Source organism: Kitasatospora sp. NPDC001132 (genome assembly GCF_053598415.1).
On sequence record NZ_JBSFKF010000043.1, the window covers coordinates 34805 to 54665 of the forward strand.

Annotated in this window: 18 protein-coding genes and 3 pseudogenes; 7 read left to right on the top strand and 14 right to left on the bottom strand. The window is 70.0% G+C overall.

Features of this window, described 5'->3' with window-relative positions:
• Position 1: 1 nt before the first annotated feature.
• Complete coding sequence (locus ACWDBE_RS35385) at positions 2-580, bottom strand: hypothetical protein (RefSeq protein ID WP_449809987.1); 579 nt, start codon at positions 578-580, stop codon at positions 2-4.
• A gap of 355 nt (positions 581-935) precedes the next feature.
• On the opposite strand from ACWDBE_RS35385, the gene ACWDBE_RS35390 reads away from it, so the two are divergent.
• Complete coding sequence (locus ACWDBE_RS35390) at positions 936-1787, top strand: hypothetical protein (RefSeq protein ID WP_449809988.1); 852 nt, start codon at positions 936-938, stop codon at positions 1785-1787.
• 1549 nt (positions 1788-3336) lie between these two features.
• Here the strand turns inward: ACWDBE_RS35390 and ACWDBE_RS35395 are convergent.
• The 4 genes and pseudogenes from ACWDBE_RS35395 to ACWDBE_RS35410 all read right to left on the bottom strand — a co-directional run.
• Positions 3337-3593, bottom strand: a pseudogene (locus ACWDBE_RS35395) (transposase); the annotation flags it as partial.
• Positions 3594-3878: 285 nt separating this feature from the next.
• Positions 3879-4034: pseudogene (locus ACWDBE_RS35400) on the bottom strand (IS3 family transposase); the annotation flags it as partial.
• 282 nt (positions 4035-4316) lie between these two features.
• Positions 4317-4571, bottom strand: coding sequence for a hypothetical protein (locus ACWDBE_RS35405; protein WP_449809989.1), 255 nt, complete (start codon positions 4569-4571; stop codon positions 4317-4319).
• A gap of 33 nt (positions 4572-4604) precedes the next feature.
• On the bottom strand, positions 4605-5237 hold the full coding sequence (locus tag ACWDBE_RS35410) for an HD domain-containing protein (protein ID WP_449809990.1): 633 nt from the start codon (positions 5235-5237) through the stop codon (positions 4605-4607).
• A gap of 70 nt (positions 5238-5307) precedes the next feature.
• Here ACWDBE_RS35410 and ACWDBE_RS35415 point away from each other — a divergent pair, with 70 nt between their 5' ends.
• Positions 5308-6291, top strand: coding sequence for a GlxA family transcriptional regulator (locus ACWDBE_RS35415; protein ID WP_449793001.1), 984 nt, complete (start codon positions 5308-5310; stop codon positions 6289-6291).
• 267 nt (positions 6292-6558) lie between these two features.
• Here ACWDBE_RS35415 and ACWDBE_RS35420 read toward each other — a convergent pair whose 3' ends face one another.
• Both ACWDBE_RS35420 and ACWDBE_RS35425 read right to left on the bottom strand, forming a co-directional pair.
• On the bottom strand, positions 6559-7713 hold the full coding sequence (locus ACWDBE_RS35420; protein WP_449809991.1) for an ArgE/DapE family deacylase: 1155 nt from the start codon (positions 7711-7713) through the stop codon (positions 6559-6561).
• Positions 7714-8097: 384 nt separating this feature from the next.
• Positions 8098-9219, bottom strand: a complete 1122-nt coding sequence (locus tag ACWDBE_RS35425) for a diaminopropionate ammonia-lyase (protein WP_449792999.1) — start codon at positions 9217-9219, stop codon at positions 8098-8100.
• A gap of 115 nt (positions 9220-9334) precedes the next feature.
• Between ACWDBE_RS35425 and ACWDBE_RS35430 the strand changes: the two genes are divergently transcribed.
• The 3 genes from ACWDBE_RS35430 to ACWDBE_RS35440 all read left to right on the top strand — a co-directional run bounded on the left by ACWDBE_RS35430 (position 9335) and on the right by ACWDBE_RS35440 (position 11816).
• Positions 9335-10264 carry a LysR family transcriptional regulator gene (locus ACWDBE_RS35430; RefSeq protein WP_449793028.1) on the top strand — a complete coding sequence of 310 codons (930 nt, stop codon included), beginning with the start codon at positions 9335-9337 and terminating at the stop codon, positions 10262-10264.
• 436 nt (positions 10265-10700) lie between these two features.
• A complete protein-coding gene (locus tag ACWDBE_RS35435; protein ID WP_449792998.1) occupies positions 10701-11102 on the top strand; it encodes a peptidase inhibitor family I36 protein in 402 nt (133 codons plus the stop codon).
• 525 nt (positions 11103-11627) lie between these two features.
• A complete protein-coding gene (locus ACWDBE_RS35440) occupies positions 11628-11816 on the top strand; it encodes a hypothetical protein (protein WP_449792997.1) in 189 nt (62 codons plus the stop codon).
• A 99-nt stretch (positions 11817-11915) separates the two neighbouring features.
• Here ACWDBE_RS35440 and ACWDBE_RS35445 read toward each other — a convergent pair whose 3' ends face one another.
• Complete coding sequence (locus ACWDBE_RS35445; protein WP_449809992.1) at positions 11916-12875, bottom strand: GlxA family transcriptional regulator; 960 nt, start codon at positions 12873-12875, stop codon at positions 11916-11918.
• 132 nt (positions 12876-13007) lie between these two features.
• Between ACWDBE_RS35445 and ACWDBE_RS35450 the strand changes: the two genes are divergently transcribed.
• Positions 13008-13964 carry a proline dehydrogenase family protein gene (locus ACWDBE_RS35450; protein ID WP_449809993.1) on the top strand — a complete coding sequence of 319 codons (957 nt, stop codon included), beginning with the start codon at positions 13008-13010 and terminating at the stop codon, positions 13962-13964.
• Between the two features lie 46 nt (positions 13965-14010).
• On the opposite strand, the gene ACWDBE_RS35455 is transcribed toward ACWDBE_RS35450, so the two are convergent.
• From ACWDBE_RS35455 to ACWDBE_RS35470, 4 genes and pseudogenes are all read right to left on the bottom strand, one after another.
• Positions 14011-14283, bottom strand: coding sequence for a hypothetical protein (locus tag ACWDBE_RS35455; protein WP_449809994.1), 273 nt, complete (start codon positions 14281-14283; stop codon positions 14011-14013).
• A gap of 253 nt (positions 14284-14536) precedes the next feature.
• Positions 14537-14887, bottom strand: coding sequence for a hypothetical protein (locus tag ACWDBE_RS35460; protein WP_449809995.1), 351 nt, complete (start codon positions 14885-14887; stop codon positions 14537-14539).
• A 152-nt stretch (positions 14888-15039) separates the two neighbouring features.
• A pseudogene (locus tag ACWDBE_RS35465) lies at positions 15040-15210 on the bottom strand (transposase); the annotation flags it as partial.
• Between the two features lie 81 nt (positions 15211-15291).
• Positions 15292-15759, bottom strand: a complete 468-nt coding sequence (locus ACWDBE_RS35470; protein WP_449792992.1) for a hypothetical protein — start codon at positions 15757-15759, stop codon at positions 15292-15294.
• Between the two features lie 237 nt (positions 15760-15996).
• Here ACWDBE_RS35470 and ACWDBE_RS35475 point away from each other — a divergent pair, with 237 nt between their 5' ends.
• Positions 15997-16782, top strand: coding sequence for a hypothetical protein (locus tag ACWDBE_RS35475; protein ID WP_449792991.1), 786 nt, complete (start codon positions 15997-15999; stop codon positions 16780-16782).
• Positions 16783-17171: 389 nt separating this feature from the next.
• Here the strand turns inward: ACWDBE_RS35475 and ACWDBE_RS35480 are convergent, their stop codons facing one another.
• Together ACWDBE_RS35480 and ACWDBE_RS35485 are read right to left on the bottom strand one after the other, a co-directional pair.
• Positions 17172-19238, bottom strand: coding sequence for a multicopper oxidase family protein (locus tag ACWDBE_RS35480; protein ID WP_449809996.1), 2067 nt, complete (start codon positions 19236-19238; stop codon positions 17172-17174).
• 338 nt (positions 19239-19576) lie between these two features.
• Positions 19577-19861, bottom strand: a 285-nt coding sequence (locus ACWDBE_RS35485; protein ID WP_449809997.1) for an aggregation-promoting factor C-terminal-like domain-containing protein, incomplete at its 5' end; no start/stop codon positions are given.

Here is a 19861-nt window from a genome sequence, read left to right on the forward strand (position 1 = left end):
GTCACGGTAGGCCGGCCCGGGCCGCCCGCACGAGGTCTCCCGGGGGCCGGTACCGGACGGATCCGGCACTCGCGAGCACCGCGGCGACGGGCCGTCGGGATCGGGATGGCCGGCGAAGGCGCGGCGTCCCGGTCCGACGGGCCGCGCCCGACCGGCACCCGAAGGCCACCGGCCCCCTCACCGCACCGCCCCAGGGCCGCCCCCGTCCGTCCGTGGGGTCACCCTGTGCGCGGGCCGCCCGCGGTCGGCCGGCTGCTACGGCGTGGGCCACCGCACTTCGGGTCGCGTCCACGGCCTGGGCGGCCTGAGTCTCCGACAGGCCGCGCGCATCGGGGTCGTTGAGCCACTGCCGTCGGAAGAAGAGCTTGAACAGCAGGAGGTAGACGGCGGGGCCGAGGGCGTAGCCGGTCATTCCGAACGCCGGCTGGACGGAGGCGACGGCACCGGACCGACCGGGCGGGGCGTGGGAGAGGATGGTCTCGGCCACCGAGGCCGAGGCCACCAGTGAGCCCAGGTTGGTGAGCCAGGTGGCCGGGGCCAGGACCCACAGCGCCATCGTGGGCCCGGCGGTGACCGCCATCAGCAGTTCCACCCGGGACCAGCACCAGCATGCTGGCCGCCGCCGTCCTCGCCGTGGGCAGTCCCCGCGTGGGAACCCCCAGGGGTGCCGCGCTGGACCAGGAGCTCCAGGGTGGGGAACAGGATCGGGATCGCCTGCATTGGTAAATATCGCCTTATGTCGATTCAAAACAGTGGCATTCCATTGTTTTGACATCGGTTTCGGGTAAGCCTTTGGTTGTCCGATCCCCGGGCCGGTCAGGTTCATGCTTATAAGTTGGGTCTGACTTTATGATCTGTTTGGCTGCATACTTCTCTCATTGCCGCACACCTCGGCGTGCCGGTGTGCCTGATTACTTCAGCAAGAGGGAAGTCCCATGCTCTCCAAGCGTCTTGTCCAGTCCGCCGTCGCCTGCGTGGTCCTGGCCGTCGGGGCCACTGCCTGCGGCAGTAGCACGGGCAAGTCCGCCGCTCCAGCGGCCCCCGCCTCCACTGCGCCGTCCGCCTCCACTGCGCCGTCCGTCTCCACTGCGCCGTCCGCCGGTGCCGAGTCCTCGGGCGCGATCGGCGCGCTCAGCGGGGAGCAGATCCTGGAGAAGGCGAGGGGTGCGATGGCCGGGCTCACCTCGGTGAAGCTCGACGGCAAGGTAGTGATCGACGGCATGACGGTGGCACCCCAGCACCTCGCGGTGGACAGGAAGGAGAACTGTGCCGGCTCTGTGACCATAGCCATGCAGGGGGAGGTCGAGATCCTGCGCAGCACGACTGGGCTCTGGATCAAGCCGGACAGCGCCTACTGGAAGACCATCGCCGCCAAGGCGGGCAACCCGAAGGCCGGTCCGGTGATGGCTCAGCTTTTCAAGGGCCGCTATCTGGCGGCGCAGGATGATGAGGCCCTCAAGGGGATGGTCAATCGCGTGTGTGGCTTGATGGATATGTTCACCCAGGGTGACAGCAAGCCGACCAAGGTCACCAAGGGCGGGGTCCTCCACGAGGCCAAGATCGAGACCTTCGGTATCAGGGTCGCGGACGAGAGCGGGACCGGGTACACCGACCTCAACGTTGCCACCGAGGGTCAGCCGTACGTGATCTGGGTCACTCGCTACTCCGCAAGCGACCCCGGCCGCATGGACTTCAGCGACTTCAACAAGCCGGTCACCGTGACGGCGCCCCCGGCGGACAGCGTCATCGACTACTCGGCGTTCCAGGACAAGCTCAAGAACAGCTGATCGCCCAGGTTCGGTCTGTCGCGGGTGCGTAGAACGCGGGGGATGCAACACGCCCACCCCTCCAGGCCTCCGGCCACATGGCGCCTGGTCAGACCCGCAACACGGTCCCGTATTGCACCCCAGCGCAACACCGGGTTGCACCCCAGCGTTGCACCCGCCATCAGGCCCGGAGGACTGAGACAGCGGTCGACACCCGGACAGCAGCGCAGCGGCGGCGGCCGGAACAGCGGCGGCGCGCGAGCGGCCCCGGACGGCGGAGGCACGACGTCAGCAGCCCGGCGAGGCGCGCGGCCGGGATCACCGGCGGAACTAAGCGTTGTTGTTGGCGGGCGGAGGATTGTCAGTCCGCAGGTCGGGGCGCAGTGTGCTGGCAGTGGGGAGGGCTAAGGTGGGAACGCCCGCTCCGGCTTCGACTCGGAGTGTCCGCCATGGGCGGCCCGGGGCAAAGGGGGGTGGCTGGACGGTCCCTCGGGTGCGCCTCAGGGAGCGGAGTAAACGCCCGATCCCACCCCCCTCACCGTCTCCTCTGCTCGTGCCAGGGGGAAACTGAGCGCCCTCCCCGCCAGCTCATGCGCTCACTCGCCAACTGAAGTGCTCAGTGTGCGACACGAAGTCGCTCCAGGTAAGTAAGTCCAGCCACGTGAAGGAGGTATCGATCGGCTGAACTTCGGGCCAGTGTCCAAGGCCCGTCCCCGCGCTCCCATGCGTCGCTGGCAACGGCGGGGTGTGAAGCGGAGCGTTCAAGCCCAAGAGTGTCCTGGCCATCGGGGTGCAACAGGTGAGGGGAAGGCTGGACGGGCGAACGCAAGTGAACCCTTGATGATGCCTCGTGACTTTAAGACCGCGTCGATGGCGTGTTGGCGGCGGTCACAGGACCCGGTGCTGGAAGGCGCCAAGCGACCTTCGGGTAGCTGAGCCCGGAGGGAGGACACCGCTGGACCCGGGGTAGAGGGGGCGCCCACCCCAGTCGCGTCTTACTGGTGCGGAACGTGGAAACCCCGTCGAGGTCCAGGCCGATGAGCCTGGTAGGCCGACCACAAGGAGGGCTGAACTCCCCGGCGGGAGAAGGATGATCCAAGAAGCGAAAGCCGGTGGGCCGAAAGGCCAGAGGAGCGTCGGGCACCCTCTCGGCGTGACGGCGGAACGTCAGACTGAACACCGCAAGCGCGCCCAGCGGGCAGCCGATCGGCTGCCATATCCTTCTTCCGTGGCGAACTGGCGGCGGTCTCTGGCGGACGGCTTTTGGGCTTGGGACCGGGCCCTGGGTGGGCAGCGGCATCCGACGCGGATCCAGAAGTGGGTGGCCCGACACCCGATCGGCACCGGCCTCTGTGCCGCTGTGCCCTTCACCCTTCTCGGCTTGTCGCTGTCGCGCGAGGAGGAGCCGGATGATCCCCTGATTGCTGTGATATGCGGGCTGCTCATGGGGCTTGTCTTTGGTCTCACGGCCGTCTCAGAGCGGCTCCGGCAGCGTCGGCTCAAGCGTCTGGGAATTTGGGACGGATCTTGAGAGAGCCGGGGCCCGAAGGGATGGTCAGGACACTGTTGATTAATTCGGGCCCTGCTTCGCCCCGCCGACCGGTTGGTCGGCGGGGCGAAGTGCTGCGAAGTGGCTGGTGCGGGTGCAGGCCCGGGGTGTTTGGGTGAGGTGGGCGTCGATGCGAGCGAGGTTGATGGCGGCGTCGGTGAGCTGGTGCTGGAGGCTGGTCTTCGCCCGGCCCTGGTAGCGGGATCTGCGCAGGCCTCAACGTTGGACGGCCTGCGAGATCGTGCCCTCGATCCCGGCTCGACCTTGTAGCGCTCCTTCCGGCCGTGAGGTCGTCGGATACGCGATGGCCGACCACCACCGCGCCGACGTTGTGTGGGCGGGCCGACCTTCGTCGAGCAGATCACCGGACTGACAGTATGGTCCCTTCCGACAGGAGCCGGGCGTTGCAGAGGATGCCGCACTCCTCGCCGTCCTGGCCGGTACGGGCCTTGAACTCGTTGAACGCGGCCCGACGGTCCGTGAGGCTGTTGGTGCCGGCCGCCGCGGTGTGGGAAACGACAGGGGGTGGGCGCCTGTATGGGCGCCCACCCCCTGCGACTCGCGACCCACCGGAAGACGGCCCGTTCGACCTCGTCGAAGTCCCGCCAAGTACCTTGATGCTCGATCAGTTCGGCCTTGAACGTGCCGTTCAGGGCCTCTGCCATCGCGTTGTCGTACGAATCGGCGACGGAGCCCACGGACGCGGAGGTGCCGGCCTCCCACACCTCGGCGTGCACGACGGGCTCCGGCACGGCGAGGCCCTGGCGGGCACTGCGCACGATCCTGCTTTCGACCAGGGCCACCCAGCCGTCCAGGCCGTCCACGTCCTTCTCCACCCAGCCCCGGGCCAGGCCTGCCCCGTGATGGAGGGTGCGGATACCGTCGTGGCCGCTCCAGCGCAGCCACATCGAGCCGCGCACCAGGGGGGAGTCCAGGACCGGGCGGCCCAGGTCGCGCGGGTCGGCTGCTGTACAGGGCCAGCTCCAGCCGTTCGTGGAACCTCACGCTGGTGGTTCTCCGATGCGGGCCTCAGTCCAAGCGCGGGCAACGATCTCGTCCACGGTCTCGGCGGGAGTCTGGAGCGAGGTGTCGATCCAGAGGCCGAGGCGTGCGGTCTCCTCGCGAAGGACCTTGTCGAGCATGTGCACGGTCAGCGTGTCGTAGCTCGGTCGACTGCCAACCGGGCCGAGCCCCCTGACCGGGTCCTGCACGGCCGGCGTGTCCCCGCCACGGAGGAGCCGGTTCAGCGGGGTCATCCCCGACTGAGCCGGCATGCCCACTGGGGCCGCTCACTCTCCCCAGGAGGCGGCAGTGCTGGCGAGTTCCAGGCCGGTCACGCCGTCGGCCCGGCGTTCGCGGAGGAGTTCCCCGCCGAACGAGTAGCGGGGAGCGGCGGCGTCCGACCGGGCGGCTCGCTCGACGATCGCGTCGACGAGTGAGCGGACCATGGCCAGGCGGGGGTAGGCCGCGTGGATCTGCTTCTCCCACCGGGCGGTGATCTCCGCGTCACGGCCGAAGTCGGCACACACGCCCGCGCGCGTGAGGTGGCACAGCAGGCCGCGGCGCTCGGCGATGCCGGGCGAGGTGTGCAGGGCGATGGCCTCCCAGACCCGGTCGACGTCCGCCTCGGGGACCTCGTGTCGCCGCAGCAGGTCCGCCGCGAGGTCCGCGCCTTCCACCTCGAACCGGGCACCGCCCTTGGCGAGGCTGCCCGTGCCCAGATCGTGCAGGACGGTCGCGGCGAACAGCAGATCGCGGTCGTAGGCGGCGTCCGTCAGGCATCCTTCGTGGTCGGCGAGGAGTTGAGCGAAGAGGAAGCTGCGCACGCTGTGGTTGACGATCGGCGCGGTCTCGGAAGCACGCGCGGTGGAGAGGACGGCCTCGGCCAGGGGGCCGGTGGGCAGGTCGAGTGAGAGTTCCATGAGCGCAGGCTACGAAGCGCGCTTCCCCTCCGACAGTGGCACGGAGGCCGATCACCGCTAGGATCGTGCCATGTTGGCGGATGACGGGCACCGGGTCGCGGTGCTGGCCCTGCCCGGGGTCCTCCCACTCGACCTCGGAATTCCGGTGCAGATCTTCGGGTCGGACCCGCACTACCGGGTCACCGTCTGCACCGATCCGTCGGCCGGACCGGTGTGCAGCGGCGGGTTCACGGTGGGCACGTCCACCGGGCTGGAGGCGCTGCGGGACGCCGATACCGTCGTCGTCCCCGGCTACGAGGGTCCGGACGGCCCGGTTCCCGCTGCCGCGCTGTCGGCAATCCGGTCGGCGCACGAGCGCGGAGCGCGGCTGGTGTCGATCTGTACCGGGGCGTTCGCCCTGGCGGCAGCCGGGCTGCTGGACGGGCGCCCGGCGACGACCCACTGGCAAGATGCCGCTGAGCTGCAACGCCTGTACCCGAGGATCGATGTCCGGCCGAACCAGCTCTACGTCGACGACGGTGACGTCCTCACCTCCGCTGGGGTCACCGCGGGCGTCGACCTGTGCCTGCACGTCATCCGCAGGGACCACGGCGCCGCGGCCGCCAACGCCCGCGCCCGCGCGCTCGTCGCGCCGCCCCAACGTTCCGGCGGCCAGGCGCAGTTCATCGAGCGTTTCCGGCCCGCCTCCCGCGGAGAGAGCCTCGCGCCCCTTCGCGCCTGGATGCTCGACAACCTCGCCCGCCGCCAGAGCGTGGACGAGCTGGCCCAGCGTGCGCACATGTCCCGCCGCACGTTCATCCGCCGCTTCCAGCAGGAGACCGGCACCGCGCCGATGGCCTGGCTGAGCGCCGCCCGCATCGACTGGGCCCGCGAACTCCTGGAGACGACCACCAGTCCCGTCGAACAGGTCGCCCACCTCAGCGGTCTGGGCAGCCCCGCCGCCTTCCGCGCGGCCTTCCACCGCTACGTCGGCACCTCCCCCGCGGACTACCGGGCCACCTTCCGGGCCGGCCCCGCGTCACACCACTCGACCCGCCGTGATCCCCCCGCGTGATGCCCGGCTTCCCCGGCATCAGGGCGTGCCTTCGTCGAATGCGCACGATCGCTGCGGCAGGCGTGAGGGCGGCGCCGAGGTACTGGACGGTGCCCGGGGGAAGCCGGAGGGTCCGCGGGTCCCAGACCTCGCGCAGCCGGCCCGCTCGTCGTACGCGTACTGCGAGACGGCGGTGGCGGTGGCGGCGCCTGTCCGGGTCCCGCAGTCCCGCACAAACCGCGGCGTTACGTGGCCTGCCGGCTCGTTCTCCCGGGCCCGGCGGCGGGCTCAGGAGCAGAAGTCCGTGATGGTGGCGGTGAGGATCTCGCTGAGGCGGTCGAGCGAGGCGAGGTCGACGTACTCCGTGGCCGCGTGCGCGCCTTCGCCGTCGACCCCGAAGAGCAGGCAGGGGATGCCCGCGCGGTCCAGCAGGGCGCAGTCGGTCCAGTACGGCTCGGCACGCACGACTGGCGGGCGTCCGAGCACGGCTTCGGCGTGGCGGGTGAAGGTCCGGACGATGAGTGCCTCGGGGTCGGCCTCGAACGGCTCGCGGTGCAGTCCGCGCTGAATTCGGTAGCCGAAGTCGGGGACCGTTGCGGTCAGGTGGTCGAGAACGGTGGTGAGTTCCTGTTCGACGCTGTCCGCGGTCTCGCCGGGGACAGTGCGCCGTTCCAGGGTGATGCGGCAGTGTGCGGGGTAGGTGGAGGGTTCCTCGCCGCCGTGGATCATGGAGGCGTGCACGGTGCCGGTGCCCATGAGTGGGTGTGCCGGGCCGCGGGCGAGGCGCTGTCCCAGCTCCTCCAGGGCGACCAAGAAGTGGCCGGCCTTGGCGATGGCGTCGATGCCGAGCTCGGGCCGTGAGCCGTGGGCCGCGCGCCCGGCGATCTCGATGTCGAACCAGGCGAAGCCCTTGTGAGCGAGGGTGACTTCGAGGTGGCTCGGCTCGGTGACGATGGCCGCGTCGGCGGTGAACGATCGAAGGACTTCCTCGGTGCCGGAGCTGGCGTGCTCCTCGTCGGCGACCAGGGCGAGGATGACGTCGCCGCGCAGCGGACTGCGGACGGTGGCGCGGGCGGCGGCGACCATCATGGCGGCGATGCCGCCTTTCATGTCGAAGGTGCCGCGGCCGTGCATCTGGCCGTCACGGACCAGCGGGTCGAGCGGGTCGCCGTCGTAGTCGGCGAGACTGACGGTGTCGAGGTGGCCGTTGAGCATGAGGGACCGGCCCCCGCCCGTGCCGCGGACGACCGCCACGAGCGAGGGCCGGCCCGGGCCCTTCTCCAGCCGATGCACCTGGAAGCCGCGGGCGGCCAGCCACTGGCCGCAGTAGTCAGCGATGATGCCCTCGCCTGCCCCGCCGGGGACGAGGTCGGGGTTGACGGAGTCGATGGCGACCAGTCGGGCCAGCAGGCCTGCCGGAGTGGAGGGTGTCTCGGGCAACATGATGTCCTTCCGGGCGTGGCGAGGCTGCCTGGGGTGCGCACCGAGGCCTTGAGAGTGGAGGGTGTCCCGGTGCTTGCCGAGCACCGTGTCCTCCCCCTGGTCGTCTGCCGGCCGTGCGGCGGTCGGTCCTGGTTCGCCAGGCGCAGGAGGGTGGTGGCCAGGACGTCCACGCCGTGGGCGCATGCCTCGGGGCCGAGTATTCGCGGGGGTTGTGGCTGATGCCGTCGCACTCGCCGCGCACGAAGATGGCCCGTGCGCTCGTCGCTGTAGGCGCCGAACTCGGCGAGATCCATCAGGGACTGTCGGGGGCGGGGCTGTTCATGTGCCTTCTCCTGGGGCTGGTCGGAAACGGTGGCGTGGGCGGGGAGTTGAGGTCCTGCGGGCTCAGTGGCCGGTAACGGTGCGCGGATTGGCTGCAGTGCCCTCGGTGCTGAGCAGCACGACCACTGAGGACGGGCCCAGCCCCAGCGCGGTGCGGCGTGCCTCGGCGCCCGCCCCGGTGAGCGCGGTGCGCAGACCGGCGAGGGCGGCGGCGCCGCAAGGACCCGAGGCGACGCCACCCGCTGCGAGATCGGCTGCCGCGCGGGCACTGTCGCGGTCCGCGACAGCGACAGCGGCGTCCAGCCCGCCGTGGAGGTAGGGCCACGCGATGCTGGACGGGGTACCGCAGTTCAACCCGGCCATGGTGGTGTCCCCGGTGGTGACGCTGACGGGTTCACCGCGGGTGAGGCTCTCCAGCACGCAGGCCGCGGCCTCGGGCTCCACCGACAGCAGCGCCGGCGCCTGCCCGGACGGGCGGCTGCGGTAGTGGGTGATCACGGCCTGCGCCAGGGCCCCCACCCCCACCGGGATGGACACCAGGTCGGGGCCTTCGGCGATTCCCTGCCCCGCCAGTTGTTCGTCGATCTCGGCGCAGAGGGTGGAGTAGCCCTCGACGATCCACCCCGGGATCTGTTCGTAGCCCGGCCAGGCGGTGTCCTGGACCAGGACCGCGTCGGGCCCCGCAGCCGCCTCGGCCGCCATCCGCACGGCCTCGTCGTAGGTGCCCGGGACCTCAGTGACCTTGGCTTGTTCGGCGACGATGGCGGCGACGGCCTGCGGATGAACGCCCTGCGCGACGAAGACGTGGGCGTCCTGCCCGAGCAGTCGCGCCGTGCGGGCCACCGCCCGGCCGTGGTTGCCGTCGGTTGCGGTCACCAAGGTGACCGCTCCTGGCTGCACGCCGCTCGCTGCGCGCGCGGCGAGGACCCGGTGGATCGCCCAGGACGCTCCGAGCGCCTTGAACGCAGGAAGGCCGAGCCGGTGCGACTCATCCTTGACGAACACCCGGCCGACCGCGAACTCATGGGCCAGTGAGGGAATTTCGGTCAACTGGGTGGGCGCGTAGTCGGGCAGCGAGGCGTGGAAGCCCCGCACCTCGGCGGGGGCGGGATCGCACCGCCAGGCACGGGCGCCGGGCCGCGTGAACCACGGAACGGCGGGCGGGAAGAGGAAGTGCTCAGACATGAGTCCATGATCAGCCGCCTCCTCTCATCGGTCCAGCAGATCTTTCCGACCTATACTCATCAGGAAAACTGACCATTCGGCCACCAGCTGCGCCGGCGCCGGAGAGGGGATGCCCGTGTTCGACCTGCACCGGCTGCGCCTGCTGCGGGAACTCAAGCACCGCGGCACCCTGGCAGCCGTCGCCGCGGCCCTGTCCTACGCCCCTTCCTCCGTCTCCCAGCAGCTCTCCCAGCTGGAAGCCGAGGTCGGCGTCCCGCTCCTGGAACCGGTCGGACGCCGGGTGCGCCTCACCGAGCAGGCCGAGATCCTTGTCGCCCACACCGAAGCGGTCCTCGAACGCCTGGAGCGCGCGGAGGCGGACATCGCCGCCTCCCTGACCGAACTGACGGGCACCCTGCGCATCGCCTCGTTCCAGACGGCCGCCCTCGCCCTGGTCCCCGCCGCGCTCGGCCTGCTCCGCGACCAGCACCCCCACCTCCGGGTCCACCTCACCCATATGGAACCCGAACAAGCGCTTGCCGCTCTACAGGCCCGCGATTTCGACCTCGTCCTCGCCGAGGAGTACCCCGGCAATCCCAACCCCCGGTCCGCGGAACTCCACCAGGAACACCTCCTGGACGATCCGCTGCACCTCGCCCTGCCAAGCCCCGGCACGAGCTCGGACAGCGACGGCCCCCTGGCGGCGCTGCGCTCGCTGGCCGACCACCCCTGGGTGATGGAGCCCGCAGGCACCCCCGCCCGGTACTGGGCCATGACGCTTTGCCGCGACGCCGGCTTCGAACCCGACGTCCGGTTCGAGACGACCGACCTCCTGCTCCACCTCCGCCTCGTCGAGCAGAAGCACGCCGCTGCCTTCCTCCCCGACCTCGTCTGGAGCGGTCAACCCCCCACCGTCACCCTGCGCAAGCTCTCTCGCGGCCAGCACTCTCGCCGCATCTTCACGGTCGTACGGCACGGCCATAGCCGACACCCCGCGATCCTGGCCTGCCGGGACGCCCTCCAGCGGGTGGCCGCGGCCGGTCCGCTGCCACCAGACTCCCGATAGATCGAGCGTCGGTCCGGCACGAGCGCTGTCTCCCCCAGCTCGCTCGACCGGATCGGTCATGCGGCTCCGTATAGGGCGGCGCGGCCGATGCTGCCGGGGCCGAGGCGTTCGCGGGCGCGGTCGGCGACGGCTTCGACCGAGCGAACGCGTCGTGCACAGCCCCGCCCAACCCCGAGTGGCCATCCAGTTCCCCTTCATAGCCCGCCAGGAATCCGCGAACTGGTCGGCTTCACGCGGGTGCCCCTCGGACGGTACTCAGCATCAGCATGCGAACCAGCCCCGCGCCCCACGGCGGAGCGGACAGACGTCACGCAGCTTTTGTCAGATGGTCATTCTTCTTTGGACCTGCTCACAAGCCTCGAGCATCGCTTCTACGGTGGGTTACGTCCGGTGACATACAGGGAGTGCACCGGATGACCAGAAAGGGAGAAAACGGATGAGGCACACCACCAGCCGCGCCCGGCTCCGTCACACCGCCCTCGTGGCGGGCGCCCTGCTCGTCGCCGCCTCGGCGGCCGGCACCGCCCAGGCCACCACCTCGGCCGCCGGGCAGCAGGGTTCGGGCCCGCGCATCACGGCGGCGCCGGCCGACTGCCCGAAGGGCTACTTCTGCGGCTACGCGGGTGCGAACTACACCAGCCCGGCCTTCAAGTTCAAGGACTGCTACATGCAGCCGGTCGCGGCCAGGACCGGCGGGTCCTGGTACAACAACCAGTCCACCAGCACCAAAGCCAAGATGTACAACATCGACAAGAAGCTCGTCTTCACGACCCCGGGCGCCCCCTACGGCGACCCCCACGGCGACTGGACGGGCATCCGCTACATCGAAGCCTGTTGATCGGGCTTAATGGGTGACCTGAGCCTGTCCCATCCGCCACGGGCAGCCGACTCACCGCGCCCAAGACGGAGACTGTGCCGGGCGGCCGGGCCGCGTAGGGGCCTCGCCGCTCGCCGGCAAGCGGTCAAGATCACCTGTCAGGGGACAGCGGTCGGTGTCCCGTCTCAGCGAAGTTTGACCGCGGGCGGGTCCGCCGTCAGCGGCGCGGTCTCCGCTGAGCTGCACGCCCACTCCCACTGGGCGGAGGCCGGCAACCGGCACGAGGCCGAGATGAAACCCAAGCAGGCCGGGCGCCCGGGCACCGCGCAACAACCGACGGCCTGGCCTTCGCGCGGTTCCGGCGCCCGGTCCGGGGAAGGGGTCGGGTGTGGGCGAGCGCCGCGAACGAAACCGGGAGCCCGCCGGCCCTGCTTCGCAGGCCGCGGCCCGGCGGCTGACCGGGGAACTGCGCGCCGCGATCGAGGAGGTCCGCTCCGCCGTCCTGGTCCTGGCCGCACGGGTGCGCGCCGCGCACCAGGCGCGCGTGTGGACCGCGCTCGGGACGGCGGCTGGGCCGCGTACGCGGGCGCCGAGTTCGGGGTGAGCCGCTCGACCGCCTACCGGCTGCTCGACCTGGCGGCCGCGGCCGCGGCCGCAGCGATCGGGGACGTCGTCGCCCGCCAGGCCGGCTCCGAACTGTCCCACGTGGCTCTGTTCACGAATCTGGACGGTTGAGTGTTCAGCACTCCGCGAGGCGCTGGGCGAGTGCGCTGTTCGGTGTTCACGAGAGCCGACAGCACTGCGCGGGCCTTGTGGAGCTGTGGACTTGGGCGGTCATCCGCTGGTGGGTGGGGCTCCGAAGGTGCGCCGGTAGGCCTGCGGCGTCGTGCCGAGGCGCCGGGCGAAGTGGTGGCGGAGGGTGTCGATGGTGCCGAAGCCCGTGCGGTGGGCGACGGCGGTGATCGACTCGTTCGTGGTCTCCAGGTGGTGCTGGGCGAGCAGGACGCGTTGCCCGGTGAGCCACTGCAACGGGGTGGTCCCGGTCTCCTGCCGGAAGCGGCGGGCGAAGGTCCGCGGGGAGAGATGGGCGTGGCGGGCCATTGCCCCGACGGTCAGGTCCTGGTCGAGGTTGGCTTCGATCCAGGCCAGGACGGGGGCGAGGGAGCCTGTCCCGTGCCGAGGAAGGGGGCGTTCGCGGTACTGGCGCTGGCCACCATCGCGGTGCGGGGGCGCGACCATGCGGCGGGCGATCGCGTTGGCGACGGCGCTGCCGTGTTCCTTGCGGATCAGATGGAGGCAGGTGTCGACGCCGGCAGCTGTGCCAGCGCCGGTGATGACCGGGTCCTCGTCGATGTAGAGCACGTCCGACTCGACCCGGGCGCGCGGGTGGCGGCGGGCGAGTTCGTCGGTGTAGCGCCAGTGGGTGGTACAGCGCCGCCCGTCCAACAGCCCGGCCTCGCCGAGCAGGAAGGCCCCGGTGCAGATACTCAGGACGCGGGCGCCGCGCTCGACGGCGGCCCGTAGCTCCTCGGCCAGGTGGTCCGGCTGCCGCACGTGCAGGTCGTAGGCCGGAATGCAGATGAGGTCCGCCGAGGCCAGTCGCTCCAGGCCGTGCCGGGTCCGCACCTCGAAGCCGTGCCGCATCGGCACGTTGTCGCCGGTTCCTGAGACAAGAGCGAAGTCGTAGACGGGGAGCGCATCGTCGCCGCGGTCGATGCCGAAGACCTCGCAGAACACACCCAACTCGAAGGCGTGGGCGCCTTGGAGGGCCAGGACGGCGACATCGCGAAGCACGGGCTCCCGATCTCCTCTCACGACGGTGGCAGGAACTTCAGCCTATCCGTCGTTTCTGCCACTCCCAGCGGGTGCCCCGTCCTGGAAGGCTCGCAGGCGTTTCCCCCCACCACGCGAACAGCTAGGCACCGGATGACCAGGCACACGCACACCACCAACGCCGCCCTCTCGTCACAGGCGGCCCAGGCCCTGCGCGCACTGGCGCTCGACGAGGAGCTGAAGTGGCGCATCCCCGGCGACCCCGTTTTGGGCCCCTTGGCCCGCAAAGTCGCCCGGCGGTACGTGGCCGGCGAAACCCTCCCCGACGCCCTGGACCGCGCGCAGCAGATCCTGGCCGCCGGCCACCGCGTGAACGTCGAGTACATGGGCGAGAGCTGCCGCGACCCGCAGCGCGCTATCGAAGAGACCGACGCGTTCCTCGCCGCCGCCCGGCTCCTGCCGCCCGAGTGCTCAATCTCCCTCGACCTGTCCCACATCGGCCTCGCCGTCGACGCAGAGCTCGCCCTCGCCAACGCCTCCCGCATCGCCCAGGCCACCGCCGCCACCGGGCGGGAGATGATGATCTCAGCCGAAGGCTCCGACCGTACCGACGCGGTGCTGGCCCTGCACCGCACGCTGTGCGAGCGCTTCGACCACGTGGGCATCACCGTCCAGGCACGCCTGCACCGCACCGCGGACGATCTACCGGAACTGCTCACCCGTCCCGGCCGCATCCGCCTGGTCAAGGGCGCCTTCCTCGAACCCGAGACCATCGCCCACCGGCGGGAAGCCCCGGCTCTGACCGCGGCCTACCTGAAGTACGCGGAGCAGCTGGCCGACTCGGGCCACCTGTGCTCCTACGCCACCCACGACTGGGATCTGATCGACCGTATCGACCACTACGTCGGCCGGAAGGACCAGGACTGCGCCCCCTGGGAGTTCGAAACCCTCCTCGGCCTCGGGCCCGACCGCCTCGACGCCATGGCCGAGCGGGGCCACCCCACCCGCGAGTACGTCGTCTTCGGCACGGAATGGTGGCTCTACGTCTGCAACCGACTCGCCGAAGACCCCCAGCGCCTGCTCCAAGCCCTCGTCGACGCCGCCGCATGAACCCGATCTGGACGAACGCCGCCGTGTGTTCGTTGAGGGGCGTTGGTCAGTCAGCATCAGCCACGCCGCCGACGCGGCCGGACCGGCTGGAGTGCCCCGAGTGCGTACAGGCCCGCACCGCAGAGGACTTGGGCCCGTTGATGCTGCCGGTCCCGACCAAACGCGAGCTGGTGGCCTCGCTGGTCTCCCGGCCCTGGCGGGTGCCACTGCCGGGCTCCTTGCCCTGGCCGGGCGAGGCCTTCGCCTGGCGGTCGGTCGGGTGGTCGGCGGCCTGGTCGCCGTCGTCCGGGCCGGGCGCGGCGAGCGAGGTGGTGGTCATCGAGGTGGCCTCCCATCAGCGGTAGGCCGAAGAAGGTGCTGCCGCCGAGGCCGCCCGCCTGTCGTCTGTACCCGCCCTCGAACGGTCGGCGGAGTGACCGGGCCGGCCGGGCGCGGCGGACACCGTCCCGGACGGCACAGGCCAGCCTGCCCGGCCCACGACGCCGGCGAGCGGAAGCAGGCGCCGGCGAACAGCATCCCGACGGCCCGGCGCAGCCAGCGGCTGCGGACGGCATCGCGGACTCCGTTGTGGGTCAGGGGGGTGGCAGGGGCGATGTGGAGGGGGTGGGGCGCTCGAGCAGGCGAGCGCGGGCGTCGTCCAGGGCCACGGCCGCGCGCCGCAGGTGGTGGCTGACCACCGGGACGGCGGTGCCGCGCAGGCGGTCGGCGGCGTGGAGGGCGGTGGCGGCCCGGTCCAACAGGTCGCCGGCACGGTGTATCGCGTAGCCACGGTCGCTGGCGCGGTACTCCCCCGCCAAGACCTCGGCTACGGCGGCGAGTTCACCGGCACCGGGGTCCTCCACCGGCTCTGCGCCGAAGAACTCCAGCGCGTACGCCACCTCCGCCAACCTGGCCGTACGGCGCGTCTCCCACCACATACTCACACCGCGATCATCCACCATCACACCACCCGGTGGACACGAAACGAACCAACTCCCCCAGCACCCTGACGAGGTCGGAATCGAACGGCTCCCGTCGGGCTGTCGAAGAGTGGGTGGTGTCGATGGGGCGAGGGGCTACTCCCACGGTCTCGGTAGGGACGTCGCGGCCAGGCAACGCCGGTCCGCAGCACGTACATGATGCCGGCGAGAGCCGCCCTGTCCGGGATGCGAAGTCGTCCGGGATGGCGGTGGCGTCGTTCGGGAGAAGGTGGCAGCAGCGGAGCCACCCGCTCCCCCAGGTCGTTCGGAACAAGATCAGCGCGCAGCTGGACACCCTGCAGATCAAGATCGCCGAGCGCAAGACCCACAGTTCAACTCGCCCAGAAACGATCGGTGGGAGCGTTGGATCACGTCTCCCGCCGGGTGGTCGGCCAGGGGATCTCCTGGAGAACATCCTCAGGAGTCGGCACCGCGTCCGGGTAGTGCTGGCGGATCTCCCGGAGTACCGAGGCATCCGCGGTGCAGAGGTCCCAACTCGTGCTGTCGAACTCCCGCAGCACCACTCTCAGCTCGTCCCCTGCATACCCCGCGAAGTCACCGTCGACAAACTGAACATCCGGCGCGACCAGGGCCAGTAGCTCCAGGGTGCCGATCCCGGCACCGGAAGAAGCCTTCTCGATCTCGGCAAACCTGGTGACCAGTCGAGCATCGTCGATCCGCACCTTCCAAGCGAGGCCGAGCCCAAAGCTCCCGAGGCGCACGAGGAGTTCCGCCAGCGTGACGTAGTACCGATTGGAGGCGCGGTCCTGCCCAGGAGGCCGGTCACGCCAGGCCGCGAACGTGATCGACTGAAATGCCCCAGGGGACCCTGCCATCCATGCGGCTCCGTTCGCTTGCGAGGATCAGCGTGCTCTCACATCATGATCTTCCTTGACTGCAGCTGCAGATCATTTTGAAACCGTCAGTTAGCCCGAGCAGGGCGGGGCAGGGCAGCACAGCCAGGACGACGGCAAGTCGGCCCCAGGCCCCCGGCAAGGCCGGGCGGGGGCCGCTGACCCTGCACAGCAGCACAGCGGGGCGGCTTGCGCCGACCCGCCGGATTCCGCATTGACTTGGCCGATCTGACGGTGGCCGATCGGACAGTCGTGACCTGCCCGTACGACGATTCCTGTGCACCGCAGCCGAATGCTCCCGTCCGGCGAACAGACCCGCGCGGCGTGCCGATTCCCGGCCCGGATGAGACGGTCGGAGAGATCAGGTCCACCCCCGGTGAAGGAGCGCAGGTGACCGGCCGTCCGAAGACCTCCGGCAGGCGTGCCGCTTCCGTGCTGGGCCTGGGCGCCGCGGCGCTCGTGCTGACCGGCTGCGGTGGTGGCAAGGGCGGGGCCTCAGGTGCGTCACCGACCACTCGGACCGTCCCGGCCGGCTCACCCACAGCAGCAACCTCGACCCCTGCTGGTCAGGGAGCGTCCGCCACGGAACAGCCGAGTGCGGGCAACAGCACCGTGGGGGGCAACCCGTCTTCGCCAGCCTCTCCTGACCTGTCGGGCGGCTCCACGCCGGACCAGCTGGTGGGCGGCTGGGGATACCAGTCGGATGGCATCAGCGCGGTTCACTACTCATTCAGCTCGGATGGCACCTACGAGCTCCAGGAGTCGATCGGCCAGAGCGGAGACCGCCACATCACCTACGAGAAGGGCATCGTCCAAGGCGGACAGAACCAGATCACGCTGGTTCCCAAGATCAAAGAGCAGCGGGTCGAGAACGCCGGTGCCCAGTTCGTGGATCCCGGACCACCGCGCACCTACAGCTGGCAGATCGGACCTGATGTCACCGGTGTCACCGTGCTGGCGCTGACCGACGCCAATGGGGCGACGACGACCTTCGTGCCGGCCTGACTTCAGCGCGCTGGAGCTCGAACGTGGACGGCGGCCTCAAGCCGCACATCAGGTACACGGTCCGGCTGGACAACGCCGCCTACTACGCCGAGGGCGGCCCGCTGTACCGGTGGGTGCCCACCGGGCACGACGTCGGTGACGATCCCTTCGTCAACTCCAAGGGCATCGCCCCGCCGGCGCGGTCACCCTGCTGCCGATCGGGGTGGTCGGCAGGGGGTGACCGGATTCGGCGGCGGGAACTCGCGCGGGGGTCCGGCCGGCTGGGTGGCCACTTCGGCGAGGCGCTCGGGCAGGCGGTCGAGGGCACTCCGGCAGTCCTCGACGGCGGTGCGTTCCTCTTCCGTGGGTCAGGCTCCCGCTTCCTTCACCCCGCCGCCGCTGAAAGGGCCTCAACGGCCGCTCTGATCACGTACTTGCAACGGCCGCATCATTTCATTGTCCTCATGGTCGATGATGTGACAGTGCCAGACGTACCGTCCCGCAAGGCCGAAGCGAACCTTGACGCGGGTGATATTGCCCGGCAATGCGATCACGGTGTCCTTGTATCCGCCTTCCCCCGGCTGCGGGGGTGACAGTGCGCCGCCCGTGATGGCTTGGCGGTCGAGGACCTGGAATCCGCTCTGATGGATGTGGACGGGGTGCGCGTCGGGGGTGAAGTTGTGCAGTTCCCAGATTTCGGTGTCGTCCTTCACCGGCGTCTCGGTGACCGGGTCCGACCACAGGAGCGGGGTGGCCGAGCCACTTGGCGTGACTGTTCCGAGCGTGGCCATCGTGGGCGCGCCGGTGAAGTACGCGGAGTCCTCTTCGTTGAGTGACAGCTTCCGGACCGCCTGGCTCTCGGGAAGCGCCGGGATCGGAGGGAGCACGATCCGTGACGGCGGGACACTGGTGTCGGTGGAGGCAAGGGGGAGGACAGTGAATTTCATGACCTGCCCCGTGGTCGTGACATCCGCCGGCGTGAAGTCGGTGACCGGCACGCCGCCGCCGTACGCCTCGTCCGGGCCTTCATTGATCAGGTAGAGCCCGGTGCCGACCGGGGTGCCGGTGAAGTCGACCACCACGTCGGCGCGTTCCGCGGGGGCCAACAGGAGTCGATCCGACTGGACCGGGGCCGGCAGGAATCCCTGGTCGTTTCCGATCTGCCAGAAGGGCAATGCGGGGCTGACGGGGCGGGGGGCTGTGGCGTCAGCCGCGATCTTCAGGATGAGAGTACGGGCGTTGCTCGCGTTGAGGATGCGCAGGCGGTACCGCCGCGGTTCCACGTCGAGTACCGGCCAGGTGTTCCCGTTGACGACCATCGTGGTGCCGAAGAACTCCGGGTTCCAGATCGGCGGAATATCGGTGCCGGGGATCCAGGGGCCATCCGGCGGGGTGTCCCCGAAGTATCCGCGACTGCTGGGGAAGAAAATCGACCCGTCCGCATTGAAGGACTTGTCCTGAACCACCAGGGGGATTTCGTAGGGGCGAGCACCGTGCGCACCGCCTTGCCCCGGGGCCGGCCCGGGAAGTACTCCCGAGGGGAGATCGGCAGGTCCGCCTCGCAGCAGGTAGAAACCGGCAAGGCCCGCATAGACGTTCACCCGGGTCATGCCCAGAGTGTGGTCGTGGTACCAGAGAGTTGCGGGGCGCTGGTCATTGTTGTACGCGAATGTCGCCGACCCGGGGCGCCAGCGGACGCCGCAACGGTCGCGGAACTGCTCGGCGAACCGGTCGTAATAGGTGCCTACGCGGGCATGGTCGCGAGGGATGTCACGAGATGCCGGCAGGTACCAGGCTTCGGGATATCCGTCACTCTCTTCTCGGCTGTACCCACCGTGCAGATGGGTCACGATGGGCACCGGTCCCGTGTACGGCCCGGGAGTGGTCGAGAAGGTGGGCCGCGAATCACGTCCGGCCCTTCCGCCGGGAGGGTTCGCCCAGTGCAACGTGGGGTCCACAGCGCACAGATGGGGCAGATAGAGGCCGCGCGAGGTGACGAGGTCGTTGACCCATGTCACGGAGATCGGCCGATCCACACGGGCTTCGACGGTCAGGCCCGGCGTGTGGAATGACCGCTGGTGGCCCACGGCTCCGTAACCCCAGACCGTGGTGACCGGCATCCCGCTCGGCAGCATTTGCTGTCGGAACTGACGGATCGCGATGCGGTAGGAGTCCCGGCCCTCGCTGGGCATTTCACCAAGAAGGAACAGCGGGGTCCGGTACTTGGGTACGGACGACGGATCGAGCGCGCCTCCCGACGGCCGCGAAGGATGCGGATGGTGCCGACCGACTCGAAGAGCACCCGGACCGGACGGAGAATTGACCGCGTAGGCACGCCCGTTCGCAAGTGCGCCGGCAAAACCCACGGCACCGACTGCCGCGACCGCGGTTCCGAGCAGCTTGCGTCGACTCGGCAGAGAATTCTCGGCGACATCAGCAGCCTGCGAATTCTTCAGAGGATCGGCATCCTTGATCACGCCCGAATGGTATGCGCGCGATATGGAGCACGGCGCCATTTCTGCCGGTCGACATGCCACACCCGTTAAAGTCCGATCATTGGACTATTGCCGCGGTGGCAGATCTTCCTTCCAGTGAAGGAAGCTGATCTCCCCGCGCTTCGCGGGGCGATCAGCAGTGAGGGAAGCCGGCCTCGGGGATCCACTCGGAGGGTCCGTACGACCGCGAGAGGGCCCGTGCCACGCGGATCGCGCGGGCACGGGCCCTCTCGGATCATCCCAGTGGTCCCTGTCCGGCCCCCGGGGTGAGGGGGAGGATGGTCAAGGTCGCGGGCGTTGCCGACGGCCGACGGGTCGGCTTAGTACCAGTGGTGGGACTGCCAGAAGTTCCAGGCGGCGTTCGGGCTGCCGTAGCGGGTGTTCATGTAGTCCAGCGCCCACTTGATCTGGGTGGACGGGTTGGTCTTCCAGTCGGCACCGGCGGAGGCCATCTTGGAGGCCGGCAGCGCCTGGCCCAGTCCGTACGAGCCCGAGCTCGGGTTGGTCGCGGTCACGTTCCAGCCGGACTCGTGGGAGATGATCTGGCTGAACGAGGCGAGCTGGTCCGCCGGCACGATCTGGGCGGCGAGGGCCTGCGGGGAGGC

What these genes read in the sequence shown, in the direction of transcription:
- ACWDBE_RS35385 (WP_449809987.1), bottom strand. Translation starts at nt 580, where the DNA reads ATGGCGGTCACCGCCGGGCCCACGATGGCGCTGTGGGTCCTGGCCCCG.
- ACWDBE_RS35390 (WP_449809988.1), top strand. Translation starts at nt 936, where the DNA reads ATGCTCTCCAAGCGTCTTGTCCAGTCCGCCGTCGCCTGCGTGGTCCTG.
- ACWDBE_RS35405 (WP_449809989.1), bottom strand. Translation starts at nt 4,571, where the DNA reads ATGACCCCGCTGAACCGGCTCCTCCGTGGCGGGGACACGCCGGCCGTG.
- ACWDBE_RS35410 (WP_449809990.1), bottom strand. Translation starts at nt 5,237, where the DNA reads ATGGAACTCTCACTCGACCTGCCCACCGGCCCCCTGGCCGAGGCCGTC.
- ACWDBE_RS35415 (WP_449793001.1), top strand. Translation starts at nt 5,308, where the DNA reads ATGTTGGCGGATGACGGGCACCGGGTCGCGGTGCTGGCCCTGCCCGGG.
- ACWDBE_RS35420 (WP_449809991.1), bottom strand. Translation starts at nt 7,713, where the DNA reads ATGTTGCCCGAGACACCCTCCACTCCGGCAGGCCTGCTGGCCCGACTG.
- ACWDBE_RS35425 (WP_449792999.1), bottom strand. Translation starts at nt 9,219, where the DNA reads ATGTCTGAGCACTTCCTCTTCCCGCCCGCCGTTCCGTGGTTCACGCGG.
- ACWDBE_RS35435 (WP_449792998.1), top strand. Translation starts at nt 10,701, where the DNA reads ATGAGGCACACCACCAGCCGCGCCCGGCTCCGTCACACCGCCCTCGTG.
- ACWDBE_RS35450 (WP_449809993.1), top strand. Translation starts at nt 13,008, where the DNA reads ATGACCAGGCACACGCACACCACCAACGCCGCCCTCTCGTCACAGGCG.
- ACWDBE_RS35455 (WP_449809994.1), bottom strand. Translation starts at nt 14,283, where the DNA reads ATGACCACCACCTCGCTCGCCGCGCCCGGCCCGGACGACGGCGACCAG.
- ACWDBE_RS35470 (WP_449792992.1), bottom strand. Translation starts at nt 15,759, where the DNA reads ATGGCAGGGTCCCCTGGGGCATTTCAGTCGATCACGTTCGCGGCCTGG.